Genomic DNA, 22209 nt, shown 5'->3' on the forward strand with positions numbered 1-22209 from the left:
AAATGGTCATACGAAAACAATTTCCACGATTCTTGTCACCGTATTGTATTGCACTGGAGAAATCTGTCGGTGCGGTGGTTTTCCGCGTCGAAAATGGAGAAAGGCAGTATCTCGTGATCAAATATCGTAATGGGCATTGGGAATTTCCACGTGGGCACATCGAAGACGATGAAACAGAGATCGATACAATGCGCAGGGAGATCCTGGAAGAGGTCAATGTGACAGAATTGGAGGTTGTCCCCTCATTTCGGGAAAATATTCGTTTTTTTTATACGGCGCAAGGACGGGAAAGAAAGGAGCGTTGTGCGCAAAAAAATTGTATCTTTGTGCATAAGAAAGCAACATTTTATCTTGTCGAGGTACAAGCCCTGGATACGATCGCACTTTCGCATGAACATACGGATTTTGTATGGCTGACATTTCCGGAAGCCTATGAAAAACTGACATTTGCCAATGCGCGGTCCGTCCTCAAAAAAGCGCATCAACATGTATGTTGAGAAGTGATCGTTTGCATTTTAGTGCCGATATAGTACAATAACCGAGAGCTGTGTTTTCTACAAAATTTCCGTATGATGACATGGAAAAAGAAAACGTTTTTTTGAGGTAATTACCTTTTATTTTTTTATATGTTTAGGAAAAACTTACGCAAATTCATCTATGTGATCATTTTTTCAATTGTGATGATCGTGATCGCTTTACCGACAGTAAAATATTTGCCTGAGTCGGTGCAAGGTCGTTTTGAAAAACTGGCGGTTAATTTGGGATTGGATCTGCAAGGAGGATTGCACTTGGAATACAAACTTGATCTTTCCAATGTGCCTGATGAGAAGAAGGGTGAAGCAAAGAATGCTGTGCAAGCGGCGGCAGAACGCAAGGTCAACGCGTACGGTGTCGGTGAGCCGATCGTCTGGCTCTCTGAACGTGGTGCGGAAACGTATTTGATGGTAGAAATCCCGGGTGTAAAAAATATTGAAGATGTAAAGAATGTTATTCAGAAAGCACCACTCTTGGAATTCAAAGAATCAAAGACCGAGGAAGAAATGGCAAAAGAAAAAACGGATATGGACGCGGCAATGGCCGAAACACTTGCGCCGATGAACGAGGAAGCGCATCAAAAGGCGATAGGGGCGTTGGAAAGAGCAAAAAATGGCGAAGACTTTGTCGCGCTAGGAAAGGAATTCAGTCAAAATCCCGATACGGCGACGGGTGAGGAAAATGTGATCGATTTTAAAAAAAGAGCTGATCTACCTACAGAACTTGGCGATGCGCTTTTTTCTGATAACCTAAGTGATGGATCGGTCTATCCCAACCTGATCGAAACCGATCAGGGATGGTTTATCATCAAAAAATTAGAGATGCGCGGTGAAGGTGATGAGCGAGAGGTGAGGGCACAATACATTCCTTTTGGCAAAGTTTCAATACCGGTTGAGCCGTATAAAACAACCGGATTGACGGGAGAATTCCTCGAACGTGCAGACGTGAATATGCAAAATACAATGGGTGGCGGTATTTCTGAGCCAGCCGTCCTTTTGACGTTCAATGGTGAAGGGAAAGATTTGTTTGCAGAGATCACCAAACGCAATCTCGGCAAACCGGTCGCGATCTATCTCGACAATCAGCTCATTTCTGCGCCAACAGTACAAGCAGAGATCGTGGATGGACGTGCGGAGATCACAGGGAACTTTACCGTTACGGAAGCAAAGGAATTGGCGCGACAACTCACTGAGGGCTCGTTGCCTGTGCCCTTTGAACTCGTATCACAGCAAAGTGTTGAAGCAACGCTTGGCGCGGAAGCATTGGCAAAGAGTTTGAAAGCGGGCATGTACGGACTCCTCCTTACGATGATCTTTATGACGCTATATTATCGTCTCTTTGGCTTGATCGCGGCACTTGCCTTGTGTGTCTATACGGGAACTTTAGTGACGATCTTTAAGTTATCCAGCTATACACCCTTGTCAATCACACTCACGCTCGCCGGTATTGCCGGTATCACGTTGTCGATTGGTATGGCGGTGGACGCGAACGTCCTCATCTTTGAGCGTATTCGCGAAGAATTGCGTTTTGGTAAACCGTTGCGACGTGCCATAGCTGAGGGATTCAAGCGTGCATGGCCGTCAATTCGTGACGGCAATGTGTCCACGATCATTACATCGGTGATCCTCATGATGATGGGGACGAGTTTTGTCAAAGGATTTGCGCTCATCCTCATACTTGGTATTGTCGTACACATATTTACAGCAATTGTTTTGGTGCGTATTGTGCTCACATACATTTCCGGGGATTGGCTATCCAATCATTCTTGGCTCATAATGTCTAATAAGAAGAAATAACTATATGATCGATTTTATTGAAAAAAGAAAATATTTCTACGCTTTTTCCGGCACACTTGCTTTTTTGAGTGTGCTTGCAATTGCACTATGGGGCCTTAAATTAGGTATTGACTTTGTGGGTGGCACAGAAATGGAGTTTAAGATCGGTGATGATGTGTCGATCACAAAAGATGTTTTGTGTGCCAAAATTGAGGGTGGGTGTGCGAGTGATTTCACTGTTTTGGAGAGTCAAAGTGAACATGGCAGAAGTATTTTTGTGCGATACAAGAGTTCTGATGAAGTTTTCAATCAAAAGGTGCTTGCCGCAGTCAAAGAAATTGATTCGACGACTGTACAGCTTAAGTCGGATTTTATCGGCGCAATGGTTTCTACACAATTGAAGTCAAATGCCGCAAAAGCGATCCTTTTTTCGATCATTGCGATCCTTTTGTATATCGCATGGGCATTTCGCAAGATCTCAGTGCCGGTATCCTCATGGTATTACGGGATCAGTGCCGTTGTTGCATTGGCACATGATATTCTTATCACGATCGGTGTGTTTGCATTTCTCGGGCATTTTTATGACCATGAGATCGGCGTGCCATTTATCGCGGCATTGTTGACGATTCTGGGATATAGCATCAATGACACGATCGTGGTGTATGATCGTGTGCGTGAAAATATGCTCAAAACACGTGCCGTATCCAATTTTCATGACATGGTCAACAAATCTCTCAATGAGACGTTGGCGCGCTCGATCAATACATCAATGACGGTGATCATCGTGCTTATCCCGATGGTGTTGTTTGGCGGGGAGTCGCTGTTTAATTTTTCATTGGCACTTCTCATTGGCGTGGCGTTCGGGACATATTCATCGATTTTTGTGGCAACTGCGCTTGTGGTGACGATTTACCACATGCAACAAAAATATCGCGAGCAGCAAGCGCGAGCGTAGGTGCATTCTATTTGTAATATATCACAATTCATTATATGGGTATCACAGATTTTTTCAAAAAAAAGGATAAAAAAAAGATCGATCCGATCGAAGCAAAAAAACAAGCAGAAAAGATGCTTGGCGGTAAAATGCCGGAAATCACCGACGCGATGATCGACCAAATGTTGGACGGCTCAATGCCGGGCGTACCAAAGCTTGGTCCCATGCAAAAAATGGCAATTCGCGGACTCAAGAAGATGTCCCCGGAAAAAAGACAAGAGGTGTTTGCCGAGGCATTTGGCAAAATGGGTGGCGCTGATGGAGAAAGCAAAGAAGAAATGGCAAAACAGATCGAGGAAATGCGTGCCGCCGGACAACTCAACTCCAAACAATACAAGATCGCAAAGAAGCGTTTGGGGATCAAATAATTATTTCGTTCCTTCCTTAAACACAAGAGAGGTGTCTATGTTATATCGCATAATGCCGGAGAAGTTCAATCCAAAGTTAGAAGTTGCAGGCGGCTTTATTGAGTGTGGTGGTGAATTCATTTTATTGCATCGGCAAGATCATAAAGCACAAGGAGATACATGGGGGATCCCATCTGGAAAGATTCACGACGGAGAAAATCCGCGTGATGCCGCTTGTCGTGAAACTGCAGAGGAAACTGGCGTGATAATTTCGCGAGACCATATGGGTTATTTTGCAACAGTGTATGTCAGGTATCCTGATTACGATTTTATTTATCATATATTTCACGCCAAAATAAAAAGAAAGGCTGAGATCGAGATAAATAGAAATGAACACAAGGATGCAAAATGGGTCTCACCGCAAGATGCATTGCGCATGCCGTTGATCGGAGATCTTGGTACCTGCATAAAACTTTTTTTTCAAAATACGTAGGACATAAAGAAGTAAAAGTTTTACGTCCAAAACCGATGGCAAAAAGCTATCGGTTTTTTATATAAACACTATTATTATTTCCACAAAATGCATCCAATTTCAATTCTGCGAGTTTACCCCCATGTCATTCCCGTGAAAACGGGAATCTAGAATTCAGAATTATTATACGACAAATATTGATAGTGGATTCCCGTTCCCCGATTTCTCGAGGACAAGCTTCACGGGAATGACAGTTGATCGTATGTAGAAAATTATAGCTATTCGCGGGAATCTACTAGAGTTGACATGATCTGAAAATTATGCTATAATTAACGGTTGAAATTGTTCAACAAATCAATTGTTGTGTTATTTGAAAATATCAAATTTCAATAGGAGAAAGATATGAGAAACTATGCCACCAGCCTTTTTTCATCAAGTGCGGATGTTGTGGCCACAGCGTTGATCTTTGCACTTTCGATGGGGATACTCCTCGTCATCCTAATTACGGGAATACAAAGAAGGAAGTTGCAACGAGAGCGCGATGCCTGTTACATGGTATTAATCGATCAGTTCATCAGAAAAAGAAATCCATTGGCTGATTTGATACTCGCTGAGATTGTGAGGGTCAGTATGACCATTTTAAAAGATGATGGAGAACTGATCAAATATGCCGTAGCAAAGATCCGTGATGCAAAATGTTATCGTATCTTTACTGATAACGGAATTATTTTAGATGAATATCGAATCATGATTGGTGCGATATTGAATATTGGTGCCCAATACAAGAAAGAGGCATCTGCAGTGGAAAGTGCCAATCAGATTTTAATCACGGCGTTTTCAGCTCACTATATTGATATGAGCCAGGGGGTTCAGGCACATCTCAATCGCGCGAGTGACATTTTAATACAAATGTCATCGATGCTGGATAATCTCAAATCAATCTAAACCTCGTCAGCGCCCACTACATGTAAATGTTGGTGGGCGTTATTTTTTTTATAGTACAATTTATGGACGAAAAACTGCTTATCTGGTATGCTATAAATACATTTTATCCGCATTTGCACACATGTTATGGCAGAACTAAAGGGTATTCGCGTGCGATTTGCACCATCACCGACGGGAGAATTACATATCGGGAGTCTCCGTACAACACTGACAAATTTTCTTTTTGCCCGCAAAAATAACGGGACGTTTATCTTGCGCATTGAAGACACGGATCAGAAGCGTTTTGTCGACGGCGCAGTCGAGCGTCTGATCGATTCTTTGACATGGGCGGGTATCACGATCGATGAAGGTGTAAAGATCGATGAAAGCACGGGCGTTGTGATCGAGGATGGTCCGTGCGGGCCATATATTCAATCAAAGAGATTGGCGATCTACCAAGAACACGTTCAACAACTTATCGATAGCAAAAAAGCGTATCATTGCTTTTGCACGTCGGAGCGTTTGCAGGAGATGCGGACATCACAACAGGCGCGCAAAGAATCCCCCAAATACGATCGACACTGCTGTGCGCTCACACAGGAGGAAGTGCAGACAAAACTGGATGCAGGAGAAAAATACGTTGTGCGTTTCAAAATTCCGGAAGGCGTGACGACATTTGACGATCTGATCTTTGGTCATATTGAAGTGAATAATGACACGCTGGATGATCAAGTACTTATGAAATCAGACGGATTTCCCACATATCATTTGGCGGTTGTGGTGGATGATCACTTTATGGAGATCTCACATGTTATCCGTGCGACGGAATGGCTTGCATCGACGCCAAAACATGTCTTGCTCTATGACGCGTTCGGTTGGAAAGAGGATATGCCTGCATTTTGTCACGTTGCGCCGATTCTCAACAAGGATCGCAAAAAACTCTCAAAAAGAGAGGGTAGTGTGAGTGTGCAGGATTTTCGCGACAAGGGGTATCCCAGAGAAGCGCTTATCAATTTCATCGCGCTTTTAGGATGGAATCCCAAGACAGAACAGGAGATCTTTACAATGGATGAACTCATCGCACAATTTGATATCGCAAAGATGAATCGCGCAGGTGGCGTTTTTGATGTCGATCGTCTCAATTGGATCTCTCGTGAACATATCAAACGCATGTCGATCGATGATCTCTATCGCGAAGGTTTACCGTTTTTGGAACAAAAGGATTTTTATAAGAATGTACAGTTGAGCAAACACAAAGAGGACTTCATCAAAAAACTTCTCACCGTAGAACAGGATCGTCTTGATACTTTTGTACAGATCGGTGAGGCAAATCAATTTTTCTTTGCGGATGAAATTGCTGTGGACAAAGATCTATTACGATGGAAAGAGAACGCTGATGTCGACACACAGAATGTTTTAACGCAGGCGCACACGATTCTTGTAAATATCACAGAAGAAGATTGGACGCGAGAAAATCTCGAAAAGCTCCTCATGGACGCCGCGGGAGAAAAACGCGGGGATTTCCTCTGGCCACTGCGCGCGGCACTTACCGGTGAAAAACGTTCACCGAGTCCGTTTGACTGTGCATGGGTACTAGGCAAAGAAGACACAATCGCACGTATCAGCGCAGCGCTTGCTTGTTTTGAATAGTCTTTTTACATGAACATATGAACACGCAACAAGAGCTCGTTGATCATTTGGTTCATAGTGGCGTTTTGGTAACTCCTCGTATCATTGATGCGTTCAGAGATGTTGATCGCAAAGATTTTGTGCTGTCGATATATGATGCACTAGAGATCTATGCAGATCATGCATTGCCAATCGGCTATGGGCAAACGATCTCACAACCGTTTACAGTCGCATTTATGTGTGAAATACTGCAACCACGTGCAGGTGATCATATTTTGGATGTGGGGAGCGGTTCAGGCTGGACAACGACGCTATTGGCACATATCGTGGGGGAAACGGGTGTGGTACGAGGTGTAGAGATCATACCTGAACTTGTATCATTTGGAGCAAAAAATCTTGCAAAATATTACCATAAAAACGCATCAATCATACAAAGCAGTGATGCGTATGGGCTACCGGCATATAAACCGTATGATAGAATTCTTGTATCCGCCGCAGGTACGCATATACCGCAAGAATTGGTTGACCAGCTTTCAGATGATGGGATCTTGGTTATGCCTGTAGAACATGAGATCATTCGCTATAAAAAAGATGGTGGTGACATCGATCGCTATGAAGGATTCTCCTTTGTGCCACTGATCAATCCGTCAAAAAATATTTTATAAAAATTTATGAATACAAAAAAGATAATCATTATGATTGGGCTAGGCATATGCGGTGTTATTATTTTGTCAGTGGTCTACATGGTATTTTTTGGTAAAAATCAATTACAGGAAGAGAGTGTCTTTGTCGTTGGGAAAAACCAGACAGAATTGGAGATCATAGATAAAATGAAAAAACAAGAGTTGATCAAAAACAAAACGATTTTCGTGGTCACGCTCTATCTCAGAGGTAAACATCATGCGATTGCACCTGGCGGGTACAAGATGCAAAAAAATATGACCATGTGGCACGTGATCAATAAGATCACATCTCCTCCCGATATGAAATGGGTCGTCATACGCGAAGGATTGCGGAAAGAACAAATTGGCGAATTGTTGGCGGATACTTTTGGTTGGAGCGAAGAGGACGTTGATAAATGGAATACTGTGTATACAAAGATGGAAATTGACTATCTGGAGGGGACATATTTTCCCGATACTTATCTCATTCCTGTCGATGAAGATGGCCTGGCGGTTGCTAAACGTATGATACGTCGTTTCAATGAGCAATTTGAGCCGTATATCGGTCAATTTGCCGAGCAAAATATCAAGTGGACAACCGGTCTCACAATGGCGTCGATCATTCAACGAGAGGCAGGCGGAAAGGATGACATGCCACTGATCGCCGGGATCTTGTGGAATCGTCTGAAACAAGATATGAATTTGGAGATCGATGCGACTGTCCAATATGCCCGAGGTAAGACAGAGGAAGGTTGGTGGGCTCCAATTACGCCGGAAGACATCACGAGGATCGATTCTCCGTACAATACATATATGTACAAAGGGTTGCCACCGCATCCGATCTCCAATCCGGGCGTGGATGCAATCGATGCTGTCTTGCATCCTACAGAAACGGAATGCTTGTATTATCTCCATGATCGCGATCGAGAGATCCATTGTGCAAAAACATATGAAGAACACAAAGAAAATATTGAGAAATATTTGCAGCGTTTATAAAAACATTTTTCTTTATGTTTTTACGCCTTTCTTTTTATTATTTATTCTGATAGACTTGAGGTGTAAAATTGTACCGCAAAATTTCATAAAAAAGAGGTAAAAAATCGTTTCTTATCAGTAAACGGTATGTTATGGGTAAAGCCATTGGGGTTATGTTTATGTGGTTGATGCTGTCGGTGCATACGGTCACTGCTGCGCCGGCACCTTGGGGATTGGCTTTGAATATGGAAACCAAAGAGTGCGCCGGCTATTGGGCGGGAGATGAGTTTGTGGCCTATCATTTACCGGAGGGATGGAAGGCGTATTATCCAACGTACGATGCAGATAGCAATAGTTTGTGGAGCACAATAACGACCGATGCGGGAGAATGTGCTTTTCAGATGCGCAAAGAGGAGGCATGTTGTATGGAGTTGGGTTATGCATTCGTATCACGCAATATCGGGGAAGGGCACATGGAAAAATTGCGTGATCGGGAAGAATTTCAAAATGCGATGCAAAAACACGGAAATAATTTACCCGTGATTTTTTTTGATGTTTTAATATGTGCAGGCATTTTTACAGTAGTAGGAATTTCTATGAGAAAATCAAAAAACAAAAAAGAACAGCATCTGTAAATATTATAAAATATTATTTTTTAAACATACAATAAATATGAGAAAGAAATTCGCGTACATAGTACTTCTCTTATGTGTTGCACTTGTGACATGTGGCTGTGCCAAAGAAAGAAAAGAAAGCACTGTCCCGGGAGTATCACAGACAGCGCAAGAAACATCTCCCGTGCAAGATGCCTCGAGCACTCCATGCAAAAAAGAAAGTGTGACACTTCCAAATTATGGCGACCCGGGCAAACGTCTCAATAATTGTTTTGTAGAGTATCCCGGAGAGCCAACGCGAGAAGATAAAAGCTATTATATCGTAGAAGATATTTGCGGACAGTTCACCAAGGAGTTTGTGGAAAATGTATCAGGAAAAAGATTGACAAAGATCGCACCTCCGGAAATTGCATCGCTCAATAATTGCACATATTACTTTGATGAAAAAGAATATGTCATGCTAAATCTCGAGTATCTCGCTATCGAAAATCAAAAGACGGGAAATGAATATGCCGGATATACAGTGGCAACAAATGCAAAAATCCCAATGGAGAATTATGTCGTGACGCAAAAAGATGGTGTGATCAATGTTATCTATCTTGTTCTTGGACCACAAAAGTTTATTTCATTGCGACCGAGTTCAAAAAATACGTTTACCACTGATCAATTTGTAGACTTCGCAGTACGTGTCGCCGATGCGATCAAAAATTATAAATGACGAATTCGGTAAAAAAATAATTTTTTAATGAAAAATTTCTATGAAAAAACGTCAATACATTTATCCGCTTGCTGTGATATCTTTGACGGTGCTCTGCGGATGTGCGATTACAACGTCGCCAACACAGAAAGACAAAAATGATGTCACAAATGATCTGACGGATCGTGAAAAGATGGACGATACCACTGCATACAAGAAACTTTATGATCCACCAGAGGGCGGTGATCAAAAAAACATCGGCAAGATCATTTTCGCATCAGATCTCGGCAGTACCACAAATGCGGATTATGACCTGTACACGATAAATCCTGATGGTACAGAGAAGACGCGTCTGACAACAGTTGAAGGCTTCATCGATCACCCTGCATGGTCACCGGAACATTCACGGATCGCATACAGCGCGCATGTGGATGAATATAACACGGAGAAGATCTTTATCATGACTGTCGATGGTAGCGAGAAAAGGCAATTGACTTTTGGCAAAAGTCGCGACAAGTTTCCCACATGGTCCCCGGACGGAAAATATATCGCATACATTGCTTACACGGACAATACGCCAAATTTGTTTGTCTTGGACATCTATGGGGAAAATCAGAAGCAATTGACGTTTGTAGATAAAGGAGAAACAGCTTTGTGGCCAACATGGTCCCCGGATGGAAGCGTGATCGGTTATTCATATAACAAGGCTGGCGATGAGATAGACTTTCGTCTTCGAACCATACGTCCTGACGGCACGGACATGCGAGAGATCATTTCTTCAAACGATCCCGATGTGAGCGATCATGAACCCGCTTGGTCACCGGATGGTAAAACGCTATATTTCCTTTCCAATCGGAGTAGCCAAATGGAAATTTGGAAGATGGACTATGATAAATATTTGCAACTTATCACAACACACGAAGAAATTGATGACAAAAATGTAAACCTTACACAGGTTTCTCATCTGGCAAGTGTCAATGTAAACCCTGATCATCGACCGAGAGTGTCACCGGATGGAAAGAAAATTGTTTTTTATGGTGTTGGTAGCGATTGGCACAATATCGGCACCAATCTCTACATCATAAATGTTGATGGAACGGGTTTGACAAATATTACAAAATCCATTGATGGAAATGAGTGGCCAAATTGGTAATTATTAAATGATAGTATGCATGAAAAAAAGTAAAGCACTACATAAATAATTATAATTAATAATACATAGCTATATGTCTGCGTCACACGACCATAATAATGAAAATGGATCAGAACCTCAAAAAAATATTGTGACGGAACAATCAAAAAAATCCAATAATATACCAAAGATCATCATCGGAATGCTTGTTGTGGTCGTTTTGATCCTTGTTGGTGCACTCTTTTTTGTTATATTGAAAAATAACGCGACTGATAAAAATGATAAAGCACCTGACGTGCAATCATCGGAAAATACGGCTACATCACCAAGTATGGAGAATGTCGCACCACCTGCAGTTGTACCAAGCGAATCAACAGATTCTACTACTGGCACACCTGTTACAACACCATCAGATATTTCTTCTGAGGCGACACAGGTTAAGAAATATCCTGATTTATATATTGAAAAATACGAATTTAATGAGGATCCAATCATGGGCGAGGAGTTCACTGTCAAAGTTAAGATTGGCAATAAGGGGACGGCAAATGCGGAGGATTTTCATTGGGCATGGTATGCGACCACAAATGACAAGGAATGTGAAGGTAAGGTTGATAGTTTGGCAGTTGGAGAGACAATAAAAGTTGAGTGCACATATACTTATGCCGGCTGGTCTCTTTACACTACACAGGTGGTTGTAGATTCTAAATCAGAGATCTATGAAAGCAACGAGAGTAACAACACAGCAACAAAACAAATTACACCGATCCATGATACGGCAAAAGCAGATTTATATATCAATGAATACAAATTTAATCATCCGCCAAAATCCGGAGAAGCTTTTACTGTAAGCATATCTATATATAATCAAGGCAATGCGGCATCCGGTTCATTTTGGTGGGAATGGTGGCCGACGTCGTTTGGCAAAGCATGTCGTGTTAAGGTGGATAACATTGTGGCACACGGAGGGAAAACGGTAACGTGTACATATACGTATGCAAGTTGGTCGACGTATGAAACAAAAGCAGTCGCAGATGCTGACAATGATGTGGCCGAAAGCAATGAGAGCAATAATGAGTATTCATAAGATGTCATACCAATCCATTAGTCGTGATTACAGGACTTCTCCGTGTATTTTTCTACGAATTATTTACATATGATGGGATATTTCATAGAGTAGTTTTTGTTTGACATGTGACTGATTTTTTGATACAGTGCGCCTATATTAAATAACAAATATCTGTTATATAACATGTTCTTACAACGATCAAAAAACTCAAGGAGATAGAAACTGTGAAAAAATACTTGTACATCTTGGATTGTGACGGTCCTTTGCGATCGGTATCATGGCAATTGATCTATGATTCTTATATGCCGATCAGCGAACGTTTTGACATTGATTTTGGTGCACTGTGTCCCGATCTTGTGGCACTCAAGGAATGGTTCGATCATGATTGGAAAAATAATCTCATGCGCATGGGTATTATTACAGAGAGGGATATGCAAGAGGCAGTGAGAATTTTTCATGACCATTATGATCAAAACACGCACACATTTCCATGGGTTGCAGAGAAAACGGAACAAATGAGTATCCATGGACATGTTGCTGTGCTTTCCAATAGCTCAACAGCAAGCATCATGCAATCACTCAATGGTGTCAAAAGACACATTGCTATGATTGCCGGCCATGATTCTGTCCCACGATCAAAACCGCACCCTGATGGTATTCACCAAATCATTGACGCGTTGAATGCAGATCCTGCATACGCAGTTATGATTGGAGATACCAATGCCGATATTGATGCAGGCAAAAAGGCGGGTATACGCACTGTCGCCGTATCGTGGGGACTCAGTGATACACCGGAAGCATTGCGCGCTCTTGGAGCGGATCAGATCATAACTAATCCAGAAGAGTTTTTGTCACTATGGTGATTGATCTTTTTTGAAAAACGTCCAGTTGGTTAAATACCGATTGGACGTTTTTATTTCTTTATGACAGTGTGGAATTACAAAAGAGGGAAGGGATCGTGAAATTTTCTTCAAAAATGGTGTCTACCATGATGTGATCACCTTCGGCCTCCTGCAACGAGAATATCTGAAGAAATAATTATTTCACATTTAAAAAAAGACCTGTGAGTGAAACATTCGCAGGTCTTTTCTTTTTTGTCATTCACTATGCACAGGGAAGAGATCTTTCAATTCCCTAGTTTACTTTACGAAAACTCACTGTGTATATCGGTTCATATAATGCATCATACTCATCGCGCACCTCCACGGTTTCCCCATCCATCATCGTCGAGAGGGAAATGTCAGAGATCATTTCTTGTAATGCCTTTACTTCGCCTTTTAATTCCTCCATGCGTTCCCATCGTGAACCCATGTCACGCTGTGCACTGAGCTCATGCTGTTTTTTGATCTCTCTGATGTCATTTGCTTTCTCAAGAACTGTTTGGTATTCGGCATCTTGTGCGAGGACATCTTTGAATTCTTTACGGATTTCCTTCATTTCTTTTTTGATGCTCTGAAATTCACTGAATACTTCTTGGACATCTTTCATGATATTTTTTGTTTAATTGATTAGTATAAAACAGAGCTAATTCTATCATAAATTTCACAAATTGACAAAATGTTACTTTTGTACTATAATAGGCGCTACAGTATAAATTTCCCGTTCTTTTCTTATCTTAATTTTTGCCAAAAAGGAGAGCAAAATTTATGAAAAAAATCAGCGTAGTATCATTTCTTGTTTTGATGTTTTTCTTTTTTTTGAAAGCATCATCCAGCTTCGCCGTGCAAGAGATCGTTTCCACATGCAAGGACGGCAATTTGTCTGTGTATGTAACATATCCCGTAATTGACACCGTTGGTCCGGGGTTTGGTTCGCAAGCTGTGGATCGCCCACAACAGCTAGGCACTGTTGTACGTCATGCATGTTATGATCCGGCAGAAAAACGAATCACAGCATGGCGTCAAGGCAAATACGGCGTTCACGCACATTATGGCGGGGATGAAGAGGAGCTACCGGAGATTCTCTCCGCGAAGTATGGCATCAATGCCAAGAAAGATCACATTGTTTTTGAAACAAAAACAGTGATCAGTCTCCCGGAAGGGAAGGTGGTCTCTTCGGAAGACCTCCAACTCTATTATTTTGAAAAAGAAAACAAGAACAAGATCAAGATAATAGCACTTACAATACGCTAAAAATTTTTTTTTGCATAAAACTGTTCGGTTCACAATGTGATCGAACAGTTTTTCTTTTTTCAAATTTCTTGGTGGCACAGTCACCAGACAGACTTTATGTCGCACAATGTAGAGCATCTATTTTGGATTTGTAGAAGGGAATTTCTATGTGTGATGTGTAAAAATTTTCGTGTCAGTAATTTATTATGAGAAAATTATCTTTCTGCTATGCAAATAATATCCTCTTGTCTTTTTATTTTTAGATTTTTTTATAATTTATATTTATAAAATAATTTTACAAATATAAAATATTCACGCATGTAAGTAAATAATAATATTTATTATAATGCACGGGATAAAAATATTATTGGAAAAATTTAGCATGAAGAAAAAAGCAAAGATTAGGCCGGAGAGATTCAATATGTGTTATTCTATGTAAAATAGCATATAAACATACAATATATAGATATAATAGATAGTATAAATATGATTACATACCGCATGGTGTGCTTTACTGGAATCTCCCGTGGTATGTACATATCACTCGCTCTATGTCGCACAATGAAGAGTCAGCTTTTTGCGAGAGGAGAGGAGTGATATTGGATTATAAACAATGCAGGACATACAATATCATATGCCTATAGATTATATAGACATGATGGGTGCATGATTTCGGTCATGATAACCATCGACCTGCGAGATCTTTCAAAACCATATAGTATACTTATGGTAAAAATATATGAAATCAAGAGCGGATAGTTATAATCAAGGAGGTTTTGTAAATTTGTTGTATGGAAAGAGAATAGTATGATCATTAGCGTAATGATGGCATCATAGCTTTGATGTGTGCGATTTTAATATAATAAAGGAAACTAGTAACATTGATACGAATATGATGCTATGTCGCATAATATACATTGTGCGACGTAGTATATAGAAAGACCCTATTTGGACAATCCTCCTCCAATACCTCAGTGAACGATCAGACTTTGTAATATTTTTTATAAAAGATTTATTTATGCAGATTTCCTCACTCTTTCTCTGCCTCTGCGGTGTGATGAACATCATAAAACAAAAAGGAGATTATTATCCCCCTACCGCATGCAATTTATTTTAGACAATGTATTTATTGCATGCGTTATGATGTTTTACTTTTCAAAAGAGTTTGTTGTGTGGTTGTCTTTTTTTGTTATAGTACATTTTTGATTCAAAAGAGTATACATATCATACCCATTAATTAATTTAAAACTCCCCTTCCCTTCAAAAAAGTTATCCACAGTTGTCAAATATCAAAAACCGTCAAAGGGTCATGACGGTTTTTTGGTGAAATTTTTTGGTCAGTTATTTTTGATCAATGTTCCTTCAAATTTTTCTCCGTTAAGATATGCGCGTATATTATCAAAATTTGTCCCCTTTAATGTCACCGCTTCCAAATCTTCCTTTTCTGCAAATTTTGCTGCGACAGGATCAAATGGTGCATTCATGCCAGGTATCCAGACGTCGGTTGTCATTTCGCGATATTGTGCCCAAGACATCTCCTCGATCTTTTGGGCATCAGGAAATTCCTTGGGGTCTTTATCATAGACATAATCAATGTTGGAAAGGTTAACAACTTTTTTGATCCCGAGATATCGTGCAAGAAGAGCGGAATCATAATCTGTGGAAAATCCCGGCTTCCATCCTGCGGCGATCATGACCGATTGGGTACATTGATGAAAGTCTTCCAGATCATGGGGATTGGTATTGATACGCGGATGTGCCACATCGCGAAATATTGTGCGAATGAGATGGGCGTTTAAACGTGTGGAATGAATGCCCAACCAATCCTTATCTTCGTCGTTCACATCTTGCAATATCTCTTGTGCCGCTTGCGCATAGCGACGTGCCGTCTTGCCTCCTCCGGTGATAAAAACAAAACGTTGCTGTTGTTCGGTAATTTGCTGCATAATCAGAGCGCGAAAGTCTTTCAAAAATTCTATATTGATATCATCAGGAACGATCAAAGATCCGCCAAGGTTCACAATAAAGGTTTTTTTTGCATCCATATTTTTTTGCATTATTTTATTATTTTTTATAAATTTTGTGTCATTATTATTTGCATGAGGTTGACTTGGTGTATCCTTTTTCAATAGCATTTTGATCGGAACGGAAACACCGCAGATTCTCGGGGTCGATCTTTGTAGCATAGGAACAATCCGGCGGATAATATTTTGTACCCTTGACACTTCCGACATAGACACAATCTTCGGGGCGCATGGCATTTGTTGAATCAGAGGAGTTTTTTTTCACAATGATCGGGTCTTGTGTGGCACGGAAAACCGTTATGGGCCGTTGAGCTGTTTGTGCTCCGGTAAACCACCCGAAAACATAGCACAATAAACCAACGACAACCATACCACTTATTGTCATAATAGCACTTTCATGGTCAAAAAACCATGTGCGGATCTTTTGGAGATATTTTCTCATAATCATTGACAATCTCAACCTTCTCGATTATACTAGCATAGTATATAAATTTGTAAAAGACGGGAAATTCCCTTTTACTTTTAATCGTATAATATTCAATTATGGCACATAGAAAAGCCGGCGGTTCCACAAGACTTGGCCGTGATTCAGAATCTAAACGTCTTGGAGTAAAGATCTATGGCTCACAAAAAGTTAGTGCGGGCAATGTGATCGTGCGTCAACGTGGCACAAAAATTCATCCGGGAGAAAACGTTGCCCGTGGTGAAGATGATACTATTTATGCAAAGAAATCCGGCATAGTTAAATTCATCGACAAAAAAGTTAAGGATTTTACCGGAAAACTCAAAAAGAGAAAATTCGTCAGTGTTGTGACAAAATAGTAACGATCAAAATCTTTCAAAAATACCCTGCCGGAATTGGCAGGGTATTTTTTATTTGGGTGTTATTTTTTTGATACGAGAACGAATGGCACCTTCTTGTCGTCCAAATATCTTCGCAATCGTTTTGATACTTTGGTGTTTTTTGATACATGCTAAAAGTCTCTTATCATCTTCCGGTTTCCATGGTTTACCTGCGTGAGGATACATATTTTGTGAATTTTGATGTGATTTTTTCTCTGATGAAGATGTGATTTTTTTATCCGGTTTCGCATGTATTAAAACTTTTTTCTTTTTCATCTCTTCCTGTTCAAGGGTGGCAGAAATATTTTGAAAAACATGGTCTTTTTTGAAAATGGTAGGATCGACTTGCAGAGCAATATCATTTATACCCAAGAGCGTAATATCTCGTAATGTGCGTACACGAGAAAGAGCTACATAACCCATACCGTACTCAAAACACTTTTTCAGGTCAATCTCTGCAGCATCAAGCGTCATACCTTGGCTTTTGTGTATTGTGATCGCCCATGCTAAGCGTAGAGGCAGTTGTTTGATTTGTGCTAGTTCCTCGCCATCTTCTTCAATGAGCCATTTTTCCGGGGAGACCCTGATCTCTTCTCCGTGTAAAGTTTTTACAATCGGAAAACGATCCTCATCAAAATCAATGACTGTGCCAATCGTACCATTGACATATCCTTGATCGAAATTATTGCGCACAAACATCACAAGTGCGCCTTTTTTGAGAATGAGCTCTTCCGGAGCGAGGCATCCATTTTTGATCGCCTCGACTAATTTTTCATTACCATCCGATACCATCCGATACAAAAAGGACTTTTCTTTGATTTTATGCAATTCGTGATTATTTACCCTATCAACATCAATATTGTGCGTAAAAAGTTTCGTGCGTTCTTGGGCGCTATCTATTTTTTGATTAGTGGCTTTTTTGAGCAAAAGGTGTGTTTTTTCTGTTACACACTTCCCTCTTATATCAGACAAGACACGCGAGAGAGCATCTTCTTTTTGTCGATATTGCTCTGATAAGTAACAAACTTTTAAATCCATTTCTTTCCAGCTCTGTGATTGATCGATGAATTGTACGGTCGTCCCGGCGTTTTTTCGTACAGGAGGCAATTGAAAAAAATCACCAGACAAAATGATCTGCATGCCTCCGAATGATTTTACATTTTCCCGTGCACTGCGTAAGATTTTATTGATCAGATCGATCTGGTACGCATGTAGCATGGAAATCTCATCAATGATGAGCACGTCAGTCTTTGTGAGACGCTTGTGCACAAGGGGATTTCTGATGATCTTTTTTATTTCTTTTTCGCTCAGATCTTCTTTTATGCCAATGCCCGACCATGAGTGGATCGTACGACCACCAATATGTGTTGCGGCAATACCTGTAGAAGCTGTAACGGCATAGGAAATGCGGTTTTGTTTTAAATAACCAATGTATGCATTAAGCAAAAATGTTTTGCCACTGCCTGCCGGTCCAGTTAAAAAGACATTATGCCCTCTTTTCAATATATTCAATGCAAGATCCTGTTTCATATAATGTAAAAATGCGGGCAGTAGTGGTGCAATGGCAAAAACCCTGTGTCATTATCGAATGCATACCCTTTTTAATTGACGTTTATTTTTTATTTTTTGCTGCTTTGACGAAAGCCATGAAAAGCGGATGTGGTCGTAATGGTGCGGATTGAAATTCCGGATGGAATTGCGTAGCAACAAAAAACGGATGTACAGACTGGGGCAGTTCCATGATCTCCATAAGGATCCCATCTGGTGATGTAGCAGGAAAAATAATTCCTGCATCGATCAATCGTGGGACATACGCAGGATTTACCTCATAGCGATGTCGGTGTCTTTCACTGATCTCTTTGGATTTGTATGCTCTGTATGCGATTGTGGATTTATTTTTGATGATCGCAGGATATGCACCGAGTCGATTAGAGCCACCAAAATCTTTTTTGAGAAGTTTTTTCTTTTGTTCAGGCATAATATCGATCACGAGATCTTTTGCTTGAGGATTGATCTCTGCCGTATGAGCATCCTTCAGTCCAAGAACGTGGCGTGCATATTCGATCACTGCGATCTGCATGCCATAACACAATCCAAAATAAGGGATTTTATTCTCACGACAATACTGTGCAACGCTGATCTTCCCTTCTATGCCACGCGAGCCATAGCCACCAGGCACAACGATGCCATCATAATTTTTGAGTTGCTGAAGAAGTTCCGGGGTTTTTTCATATGCGGTACTGTCGAGCCACGCCAATTCCGGTTTGCAACCATTGTGGATGGCTGCATGCTTGATCGCTTCAATTACACTGATATAGGCGTCAGAAAGCACAAAATCACCGGTTTCAAAATACTTGCCCACAATGCCGATTTTTACAGGTTTTTTTGCACTTTCGATTTTTTGTACAAATGTGTTCCATTCCTTCATATCCGTTTTGCGCGGTGTGAGGCCGAGTTTTTTCAAAACGATGCTACTGAGATTATCTTTTTCAAAATTGATCGGCACATGATAAATACTTTCAACATCCGGCGCACTGATCACACTTTTTTTATCCACGCTACAACTCATGGCGATCTTTTCTTTTCGTTTGTCATCAAGTGGCACTTCAGATCGTGCTACGATGATATCCGGTTGGATGCCGGCACCATTCAAAGTGCGTGCTGCGTATTGAGTTGGTTTTGTCTTCATCTCCCCAACCTTGCTTGGTAGCGGGACATAACTTACCAACACAAAAAGAACATCGCGAGGATATTTCAGTTTCATCATGCGTGCCGCTTCCAGGAACAAAATATTTTGATATTCACCAATCGTACCGCCAATTTCCGTGATAATGATTTCGGCATTTTCCCTTTTGGCTGCTTTTTCTATGCGGTCAATGATCTCTAATGGAATATGCGGTACAACCTCAACACATTTGCCGTGATAGTCGCCACGACGCTCACGTTCAATCACGGACTGATATACACGCCCTGTGGTCATATAGTTGGTACGAGGTAAAGATATGCCCAAAAAACGTTCATAATTCCCCATATCTTGATCGGTTTCATCACCATCTGCAAGTACAAATACCTCGCCATGCTCTGTGGGATTCATTGTCCCGGCATCAACATTGATATAGGGATCAACCTTTAGTGCTGTCACCGAAAAACCACGTGATTGCACGATTTTGGCGATTGAAGATGCTGTGATTCCTTTCCCTACGCCACTCATTACACCGCCTACGACAAAAATATATTTCTTTCTATTTTTTTTCTTCATATTAATTATATTAAAAATTGCATTTACACAGACAAAGAGTTGCTCCCCCGAAAAGAAACAACTCTGTGTTGTTATAAATGTATGATGTTGAAATAAACTATTTACTTGCAACCGTAACAATTACTCCAGCAGAAATATCATATCCATAATCGATGCGCACCTCACATGTTGTCAATTCTTTGATCGCAGTTTTTAGAAGAACGCTTTTTTCACTGATCTGCACACCTAATTGTTCACCAATTGCTGTGGCAATATCTTTTTGTGTCACAGAACCGAACAATTTGTCGCCTTTTGCTTGTGCGTAAACAGTAACTTTCTTTTTATCGATCTTTTTTGCATCTTCACGCAGACGCTCTTTCATTGCGTCAAATTCTTTTTGCCTCTTTATCTCATCACGTTTTACTGCTGCAATCACTTGCTCTGTGGCCGGCTTCGCGATTTTTTGTGGGATAAGACTGTTAAAAGCAAAACCGTCAGAGACTGTAACGAGGTCACCTTTTTTTCCGAGCTTCTTATTGTCTTGTAATAATATCATTTTCATCCTTTTGGTATTATACATGAGTTGTTTTTTTCATGCAAGAATCAACATGAACGACATATACCATTGTAAAATATGCCGTTAGCGCCTTAAAAAATTCGATGTCATTTCCCGCTTTTTCGCTATATGGAAGAGCGATACATGTGCGCAAACTCTGATTTTGTGCATCAGAGTACACAAAGAGAATATCTTTATGACGATAGCTTCGCGTTTGTGTTTCTTTGCAAAAAAGCGCATCCGGCAAATGTTTGAAATTATTCGTTCCATTGATCTTCCCCAAAGATTTCTTATCTTCAAGAGACAGGAAACGAAATGAAAAGATGTTTGTATAGGGCAACAATGCCATGGCGCGTGTTACGGCACTGCTATAATCGTCGGCATTCATGTGAGAAAGGTCAGAAAAAATTTCGTACATAATGTCCGTGCGACGATTGCTGTGCCCGATGTATGAATATGACTCGGATAGATCCTTTTGCGCTCTGGCAAATAATCTCTGCAAACGTACACGATCACGCAATGTCTGAAAAACTTGATAATCACGCATTCTATAGATGGTAAAACTTACAATTCCCGCAAGAAGCAAAATCAATGCTTCCACATCATCCTCTGAAAAAAACCACACGCCATGCAATACCATATACGGTGTCGCCACGATGACGACAAATATTGCGAGATAGAGAAAAAACATGATTTTATATATTTTTTAATGATTTAATATATTTTTTTAGACGATCCTTGATTTCTGGATGGTGTAATCCCATTTGAATTGTCGCTTGTACGAAACCGAATTTATCACCACAATCATAGCGCGTGCCATCCACCTCATAACCGTAAATTGGTCGATTATTTTCGATCATGCGCACAAAGGCATTGGCGAGACGAATTTCTCCCTTATCGTTGACCGATTCTTCCAATTTATCAAATATCTCCGGTGTAATAATATACTTCCCCACTGCGATCAAATTTGATGGTGCATCTTGAGTCTTTGGTTTTTCGACAAACCGACGAATTTCAAAAAGTCGATCATCGATTTTTACGGGATCCACAACGCCAAAACGGTGTACATCTTCGTCCGGCACGGTACATAAGGCAATGACCGGATCAGTGTATTTTTCAAAGACGTCGATCAATTGTTTGATTGCGGGGATTTTTCCATCAATGATATCATCGCCAAAAAGAACGGCAACAGACTCATCGGGATGCACGAGATGCCGTGCGCATAAAACCGCATGTCCATCTCCCAATGGTTCCGGTTGTCGTACATAACTAAATTTTGCGAGACCGGAAATTTTACGCACGGCGTCCAATAAATCATGCTTGTCTTTTTCTACAAGTGTACGTTCCAATTCAAATGATGTATCAAAGTGATCTTCTATTGCACGCTTGCCACGACCAGTGACAAATATGATCTCTTCGATACCGGAAGCGACTGCTTCTTCTACCAAATATTGAATCACCGGCTTATCAACAATCGGTAACATTTCTTTTGGTTGTGCTTTGGTTGCTGGCAAGAAACGTGTTCCAAAACCTGCAACCGGTAATATGGCTTTTGTGATCCTTTTCATAAAATATGTGTATTGCTGTTAAATTTTACTCTATTGTAGTAAGAAAAA

The 22209-nt window shown here is 40.7% G+C and carries 24 protein-coding genes; 16 read left to right on the forward strand and 8 right to left on the reverse strand.

What is annotated here, in order from left to right; all coding sequences use genetic code 11:
- The first annotated feature begins 2 nt into the window (after positions 1–2).
- The 14 genes from WC819_01050 (at position 3) to WC819_01115 (ending at position 12684) form a co-directional block, all read left to right on the forward strand.
- Positions 3–497 (forward strand): NUDIX domain-containing protein, encoded by a 495-nt coding sequence (locus WC819_01050; protein ID MFA5985919.1) that lies wholly within the window; start codon positions 3–5, stop codon positions 495–497.
- A 129-nt stretch (positions 498–626) separates the two neighbouring features.
- Entirely contained in the window at positions 627–2330 is a 1704-nt protein-coding gene (secD, locus tag WC819_01055; GenBank protein MFA5985920.1) for a protein translocase subunit SecD, read from the forward strand.
- Positions 2331–2334: 4 nt separating this feature from the next.
- Positions 2335–3264, forward strand: coding sequence for a protein translocase subunit SecF (secF, locus tag WC819_01060; protein MFA5985921.1), 930 nt, complete (start codon positions 2335–2337; stop codon positions 3262–3264).
- A gap of 35 nt (positions 3265–3299) precedes the next feature.
- Complete coding sequence (locus tag WC819_01065) at positions 3300–3671, forward strand: hypothetical protein (protein ID MFA5985922.1); 372 nt, start codon at positions 3300–3302, stop codon at positions 3669–3671.
- 37 nt (positions 3672–3708) lie between these two features.
- Positions 3709–4143: an NUDIX hydrolase gene (locus WC819_01070; protein ID MFA5985923.1), complete on the forward strand. Its 435-nt coding sequence runs from the start codon at positions 3709–3711 to the stop codon at positions 4141–4143.
- 381 nt (positions 4144–4524) lie between these two features.
- On the forward strand, positions 4525–5067 hold the full coding sequence (locus WC819_01075; GenBank protein MFA5985924.1) for a hypothetical protein: 543 nt from the start codon (positions 4525–4527) through the stop codon (positions 5065–5067).
- A gap of 126 nt (positions 5068–5193) precedes the next feature.
- Positions 5194–6696 (forward strand): glutamate--tRNA ligase, encoded by a 1503-nt coding sequence (gltX, locus tag WC819_01080; GenBank protein MFA5985925.1) that lies wholly within the window; start codon positions 5194–5196, stop codon positions 6694–6696.
- A gap of 17 nt (positions 6697–6713) precedes the next feature.
- Positions 6714–7340 carry a protein-L-isoaspartate O-methyltransferase gene (pcm, locus tag WC819_01085; GenBank protein ID MFA5985926.1) on the forward strand — a complete coding sequence of 209 codons (627 nt, stop codon included), beginning with the start codon at positions 6714–6716 and terminating at the stop codon, positions 7338–7340.
- A gap of 6 nt (positions 7341–7346) precedes the next feature.
- Positions 7347–8333, forward strand: a complete 987-nt coding sequence (gene mltG / locus WC819_01090) for an endolytic transglycosylase MltG (GenBank protein MFA5985927.1) — start codon at positions 7347–7349, stop codon at positions 8331–8333.
- Positions 8334–8464: 131 nt separating this feature from the next.
- On the forward strand, positions 8465–8947 hold the full coding sequence (locus tag WC819_01095) for a hypothetical protein (GenBank protein MFA5985928.1): 483 nt from the start codon (positions 8465–8467) through the stop codon (positions 8945–8947).
- A gap of 37 nt (positions 8948–8984) precedes the next feature.
- Complete coding sequence (locus tag WC819_01100; GenBank protein ID MFA5985929.1) at positions 8985–9644, forward strand: hypothetical protein; 660 nt, start codon at positions 8985–8987, stop codon at positions 9642–9644.
- 40 nt (positions 9645–9684) lie between these two features.
- Positions 9685–10776, forward strand: a complete 1092-nt coding sequence (locus WC819_01105) for a hypothetical protein (protein MFA5985930.1) — start codon at positions 9685–9687, stop codon at positions 10774–10776.
- Between the two features lie 73 nt (positions 10777–10849).
- Positions 10850–11839 carry a CARDB domain-containing protein gene (locus WC819_01110; protein ID MFA5985931.1) on the forward strand — a complete coding sequence of 330 codons (990 nt, stop codon included), beginning with the start codon at positions 10850–10852 and terminating at the stop codon, positions 11837–11839.
- Positions 11840–12045: 206 nt separating this feature from the next.
- Complete coding sequence (locus WC819_01115; protein ID MFA5985932.1) at positions 12046–12684, forward strand: HAD-IA family hydrolase; 639 nt, start codon at positions 12046–12048, stop codon at positions 12682–12684.
- A 271-nt stretch (positions 12685–12955) separates the two neighbouring features.
- Here the strand turns inward: WC819_01115 and WC819_01120 are convergent, their stop codons facing one another.
- Entirely contained in the window at positions 12956–13309 is a 354-nt protein-coding gene (locus WC819_01120; GenBank protein MFA5985933.1) for a hypothetical protein, read from the reverse strand.
- Between the two features lie 158 nt (positions 13310–13467).
- On the opposite strand from WC819_01120, the gene WC819_01125 reads away from it, so the two are divergent.
- Positions 13468–13953, forward strand: coding sequence for a hypothetical protein (locus tag WC819_01125; protein MFA5985934.1), 486 nt, complete (start codon positions 13468–13470; stop codon positions 13951–13953).
- 1316 nt (positions 13954–15269) lie between these two features.
- Here WC819_01125 and pyrH read toward each other — a convergent pair.
- Together pyrH and WC819_01135 are read right to left on the reverse strand one after the other, a co-directional pair.
- The gene (gene pyrH, locus WC819_01130) at positions 15270–15977 is read right to left on the reverse strand and encodes a UMP kinase (protein MFA5985935.1); all 708 of its coding nucleotides are present in this window, start codon (positions 15975–15977) and stop codon (positions 15270–15272) included.
- 46 nt (positions 15978–16023) lie between these two features.
- Positions 16024–16398, reverse strand: coding sequence for a hypothetical protein (locus WC819_01135; protein MFA5985936.1), 375 nt, complete (start codon positions 16396–16398; stop codon positions 16024–16026).
- A gap of 101 nt (positions 16399–16499) precedes the next feature.
- Here WC819_01135 and rpmA point away from each other — a divergent pair, with 101 nt between their 5' ends.
- Positions 16500–16778, forward strand: a complete 279-nt coding sequence (rpmA, locus tag WC819_01140) for a 50S ribosomal protein L27 (protein ID MFA5985937.1) — start codon at positions 16500–16502, stop codon at positions 16776–16778.
- Positions 16779–16829: 51 nt separating this feature from the next.
- Here rpmA and WC819_01145 read toward each other — a convergent pair whose 3' ends face one another.
- From WC819_01145 to galU, 5 genes are all read right to left on the reverse strand, one after another.
- Complete coding sequence (locus tag WC819_01145) at positions 16830–18329, reverse strand: PIF1 family DEAD/DEAH box helicase (GenBank protein ID MFA5985938.1); 1500 nt, start codon at positions 18327–18329, stop codon at positions 16830–16832.
- A gap of 82 nt (positions 18330–18411) precedes the next feature.
- Entirely contained in the window at positions 18412–20058 is a 1647-nt protein-coding gene (locus tag WC819_01150; GenBank protein MFA5985939.1) for a CTP synthase, read from the reverse strand.
- Between the two features lie 97 nt (positions 20059–20155).
- Positions 20156–20593: a 50S ribosomal protein L9 gene (gene rplI / locus WC819_01155; protein ID MFA5985940.1), complete on the reverse strand. Its 438-nt coding sequence runs from the start codon at positions 20591–20593 to the stop codon at positions 20156–20158.
- A 16-nt stretch (positions 20594–20609) separates the two neighbouring features.
- Positions 20610–21284 carry a hypothetical protein gene (locus WC819_01160; GenBank protein ID MFA5985941.1) on the reverse strand — a complete coding sequence of 225 codons (675 nt, stop codon included), beginning with the start codon at positions 21282–21284 and terminating at the stop codon, positions 20610–20612.
- Positions 21285–21288: 4 nt separating this feature from the next.
- Positions 21289–22161, reverse strand: coding sequence for a UTP--glucose-1-phosphate uridylyltransferase GalU (gene galU / locus WC819_01165; GenBank protein MFA5985942.1), 873 nt, complete (start codon positions 22159–22161; stop codon positions 21289–21291).
- Between the last annotated feature and the right edge of the window lie 48 nt (positions 22162–22209).

This window comes from Parcubacteria group bacterium (genome assembly GCA_041660065.1).
Taxonomy (GTDB): domain Bacteria; phylum Patescibacteriota; class Minisyncoccia; order Moranbacterales.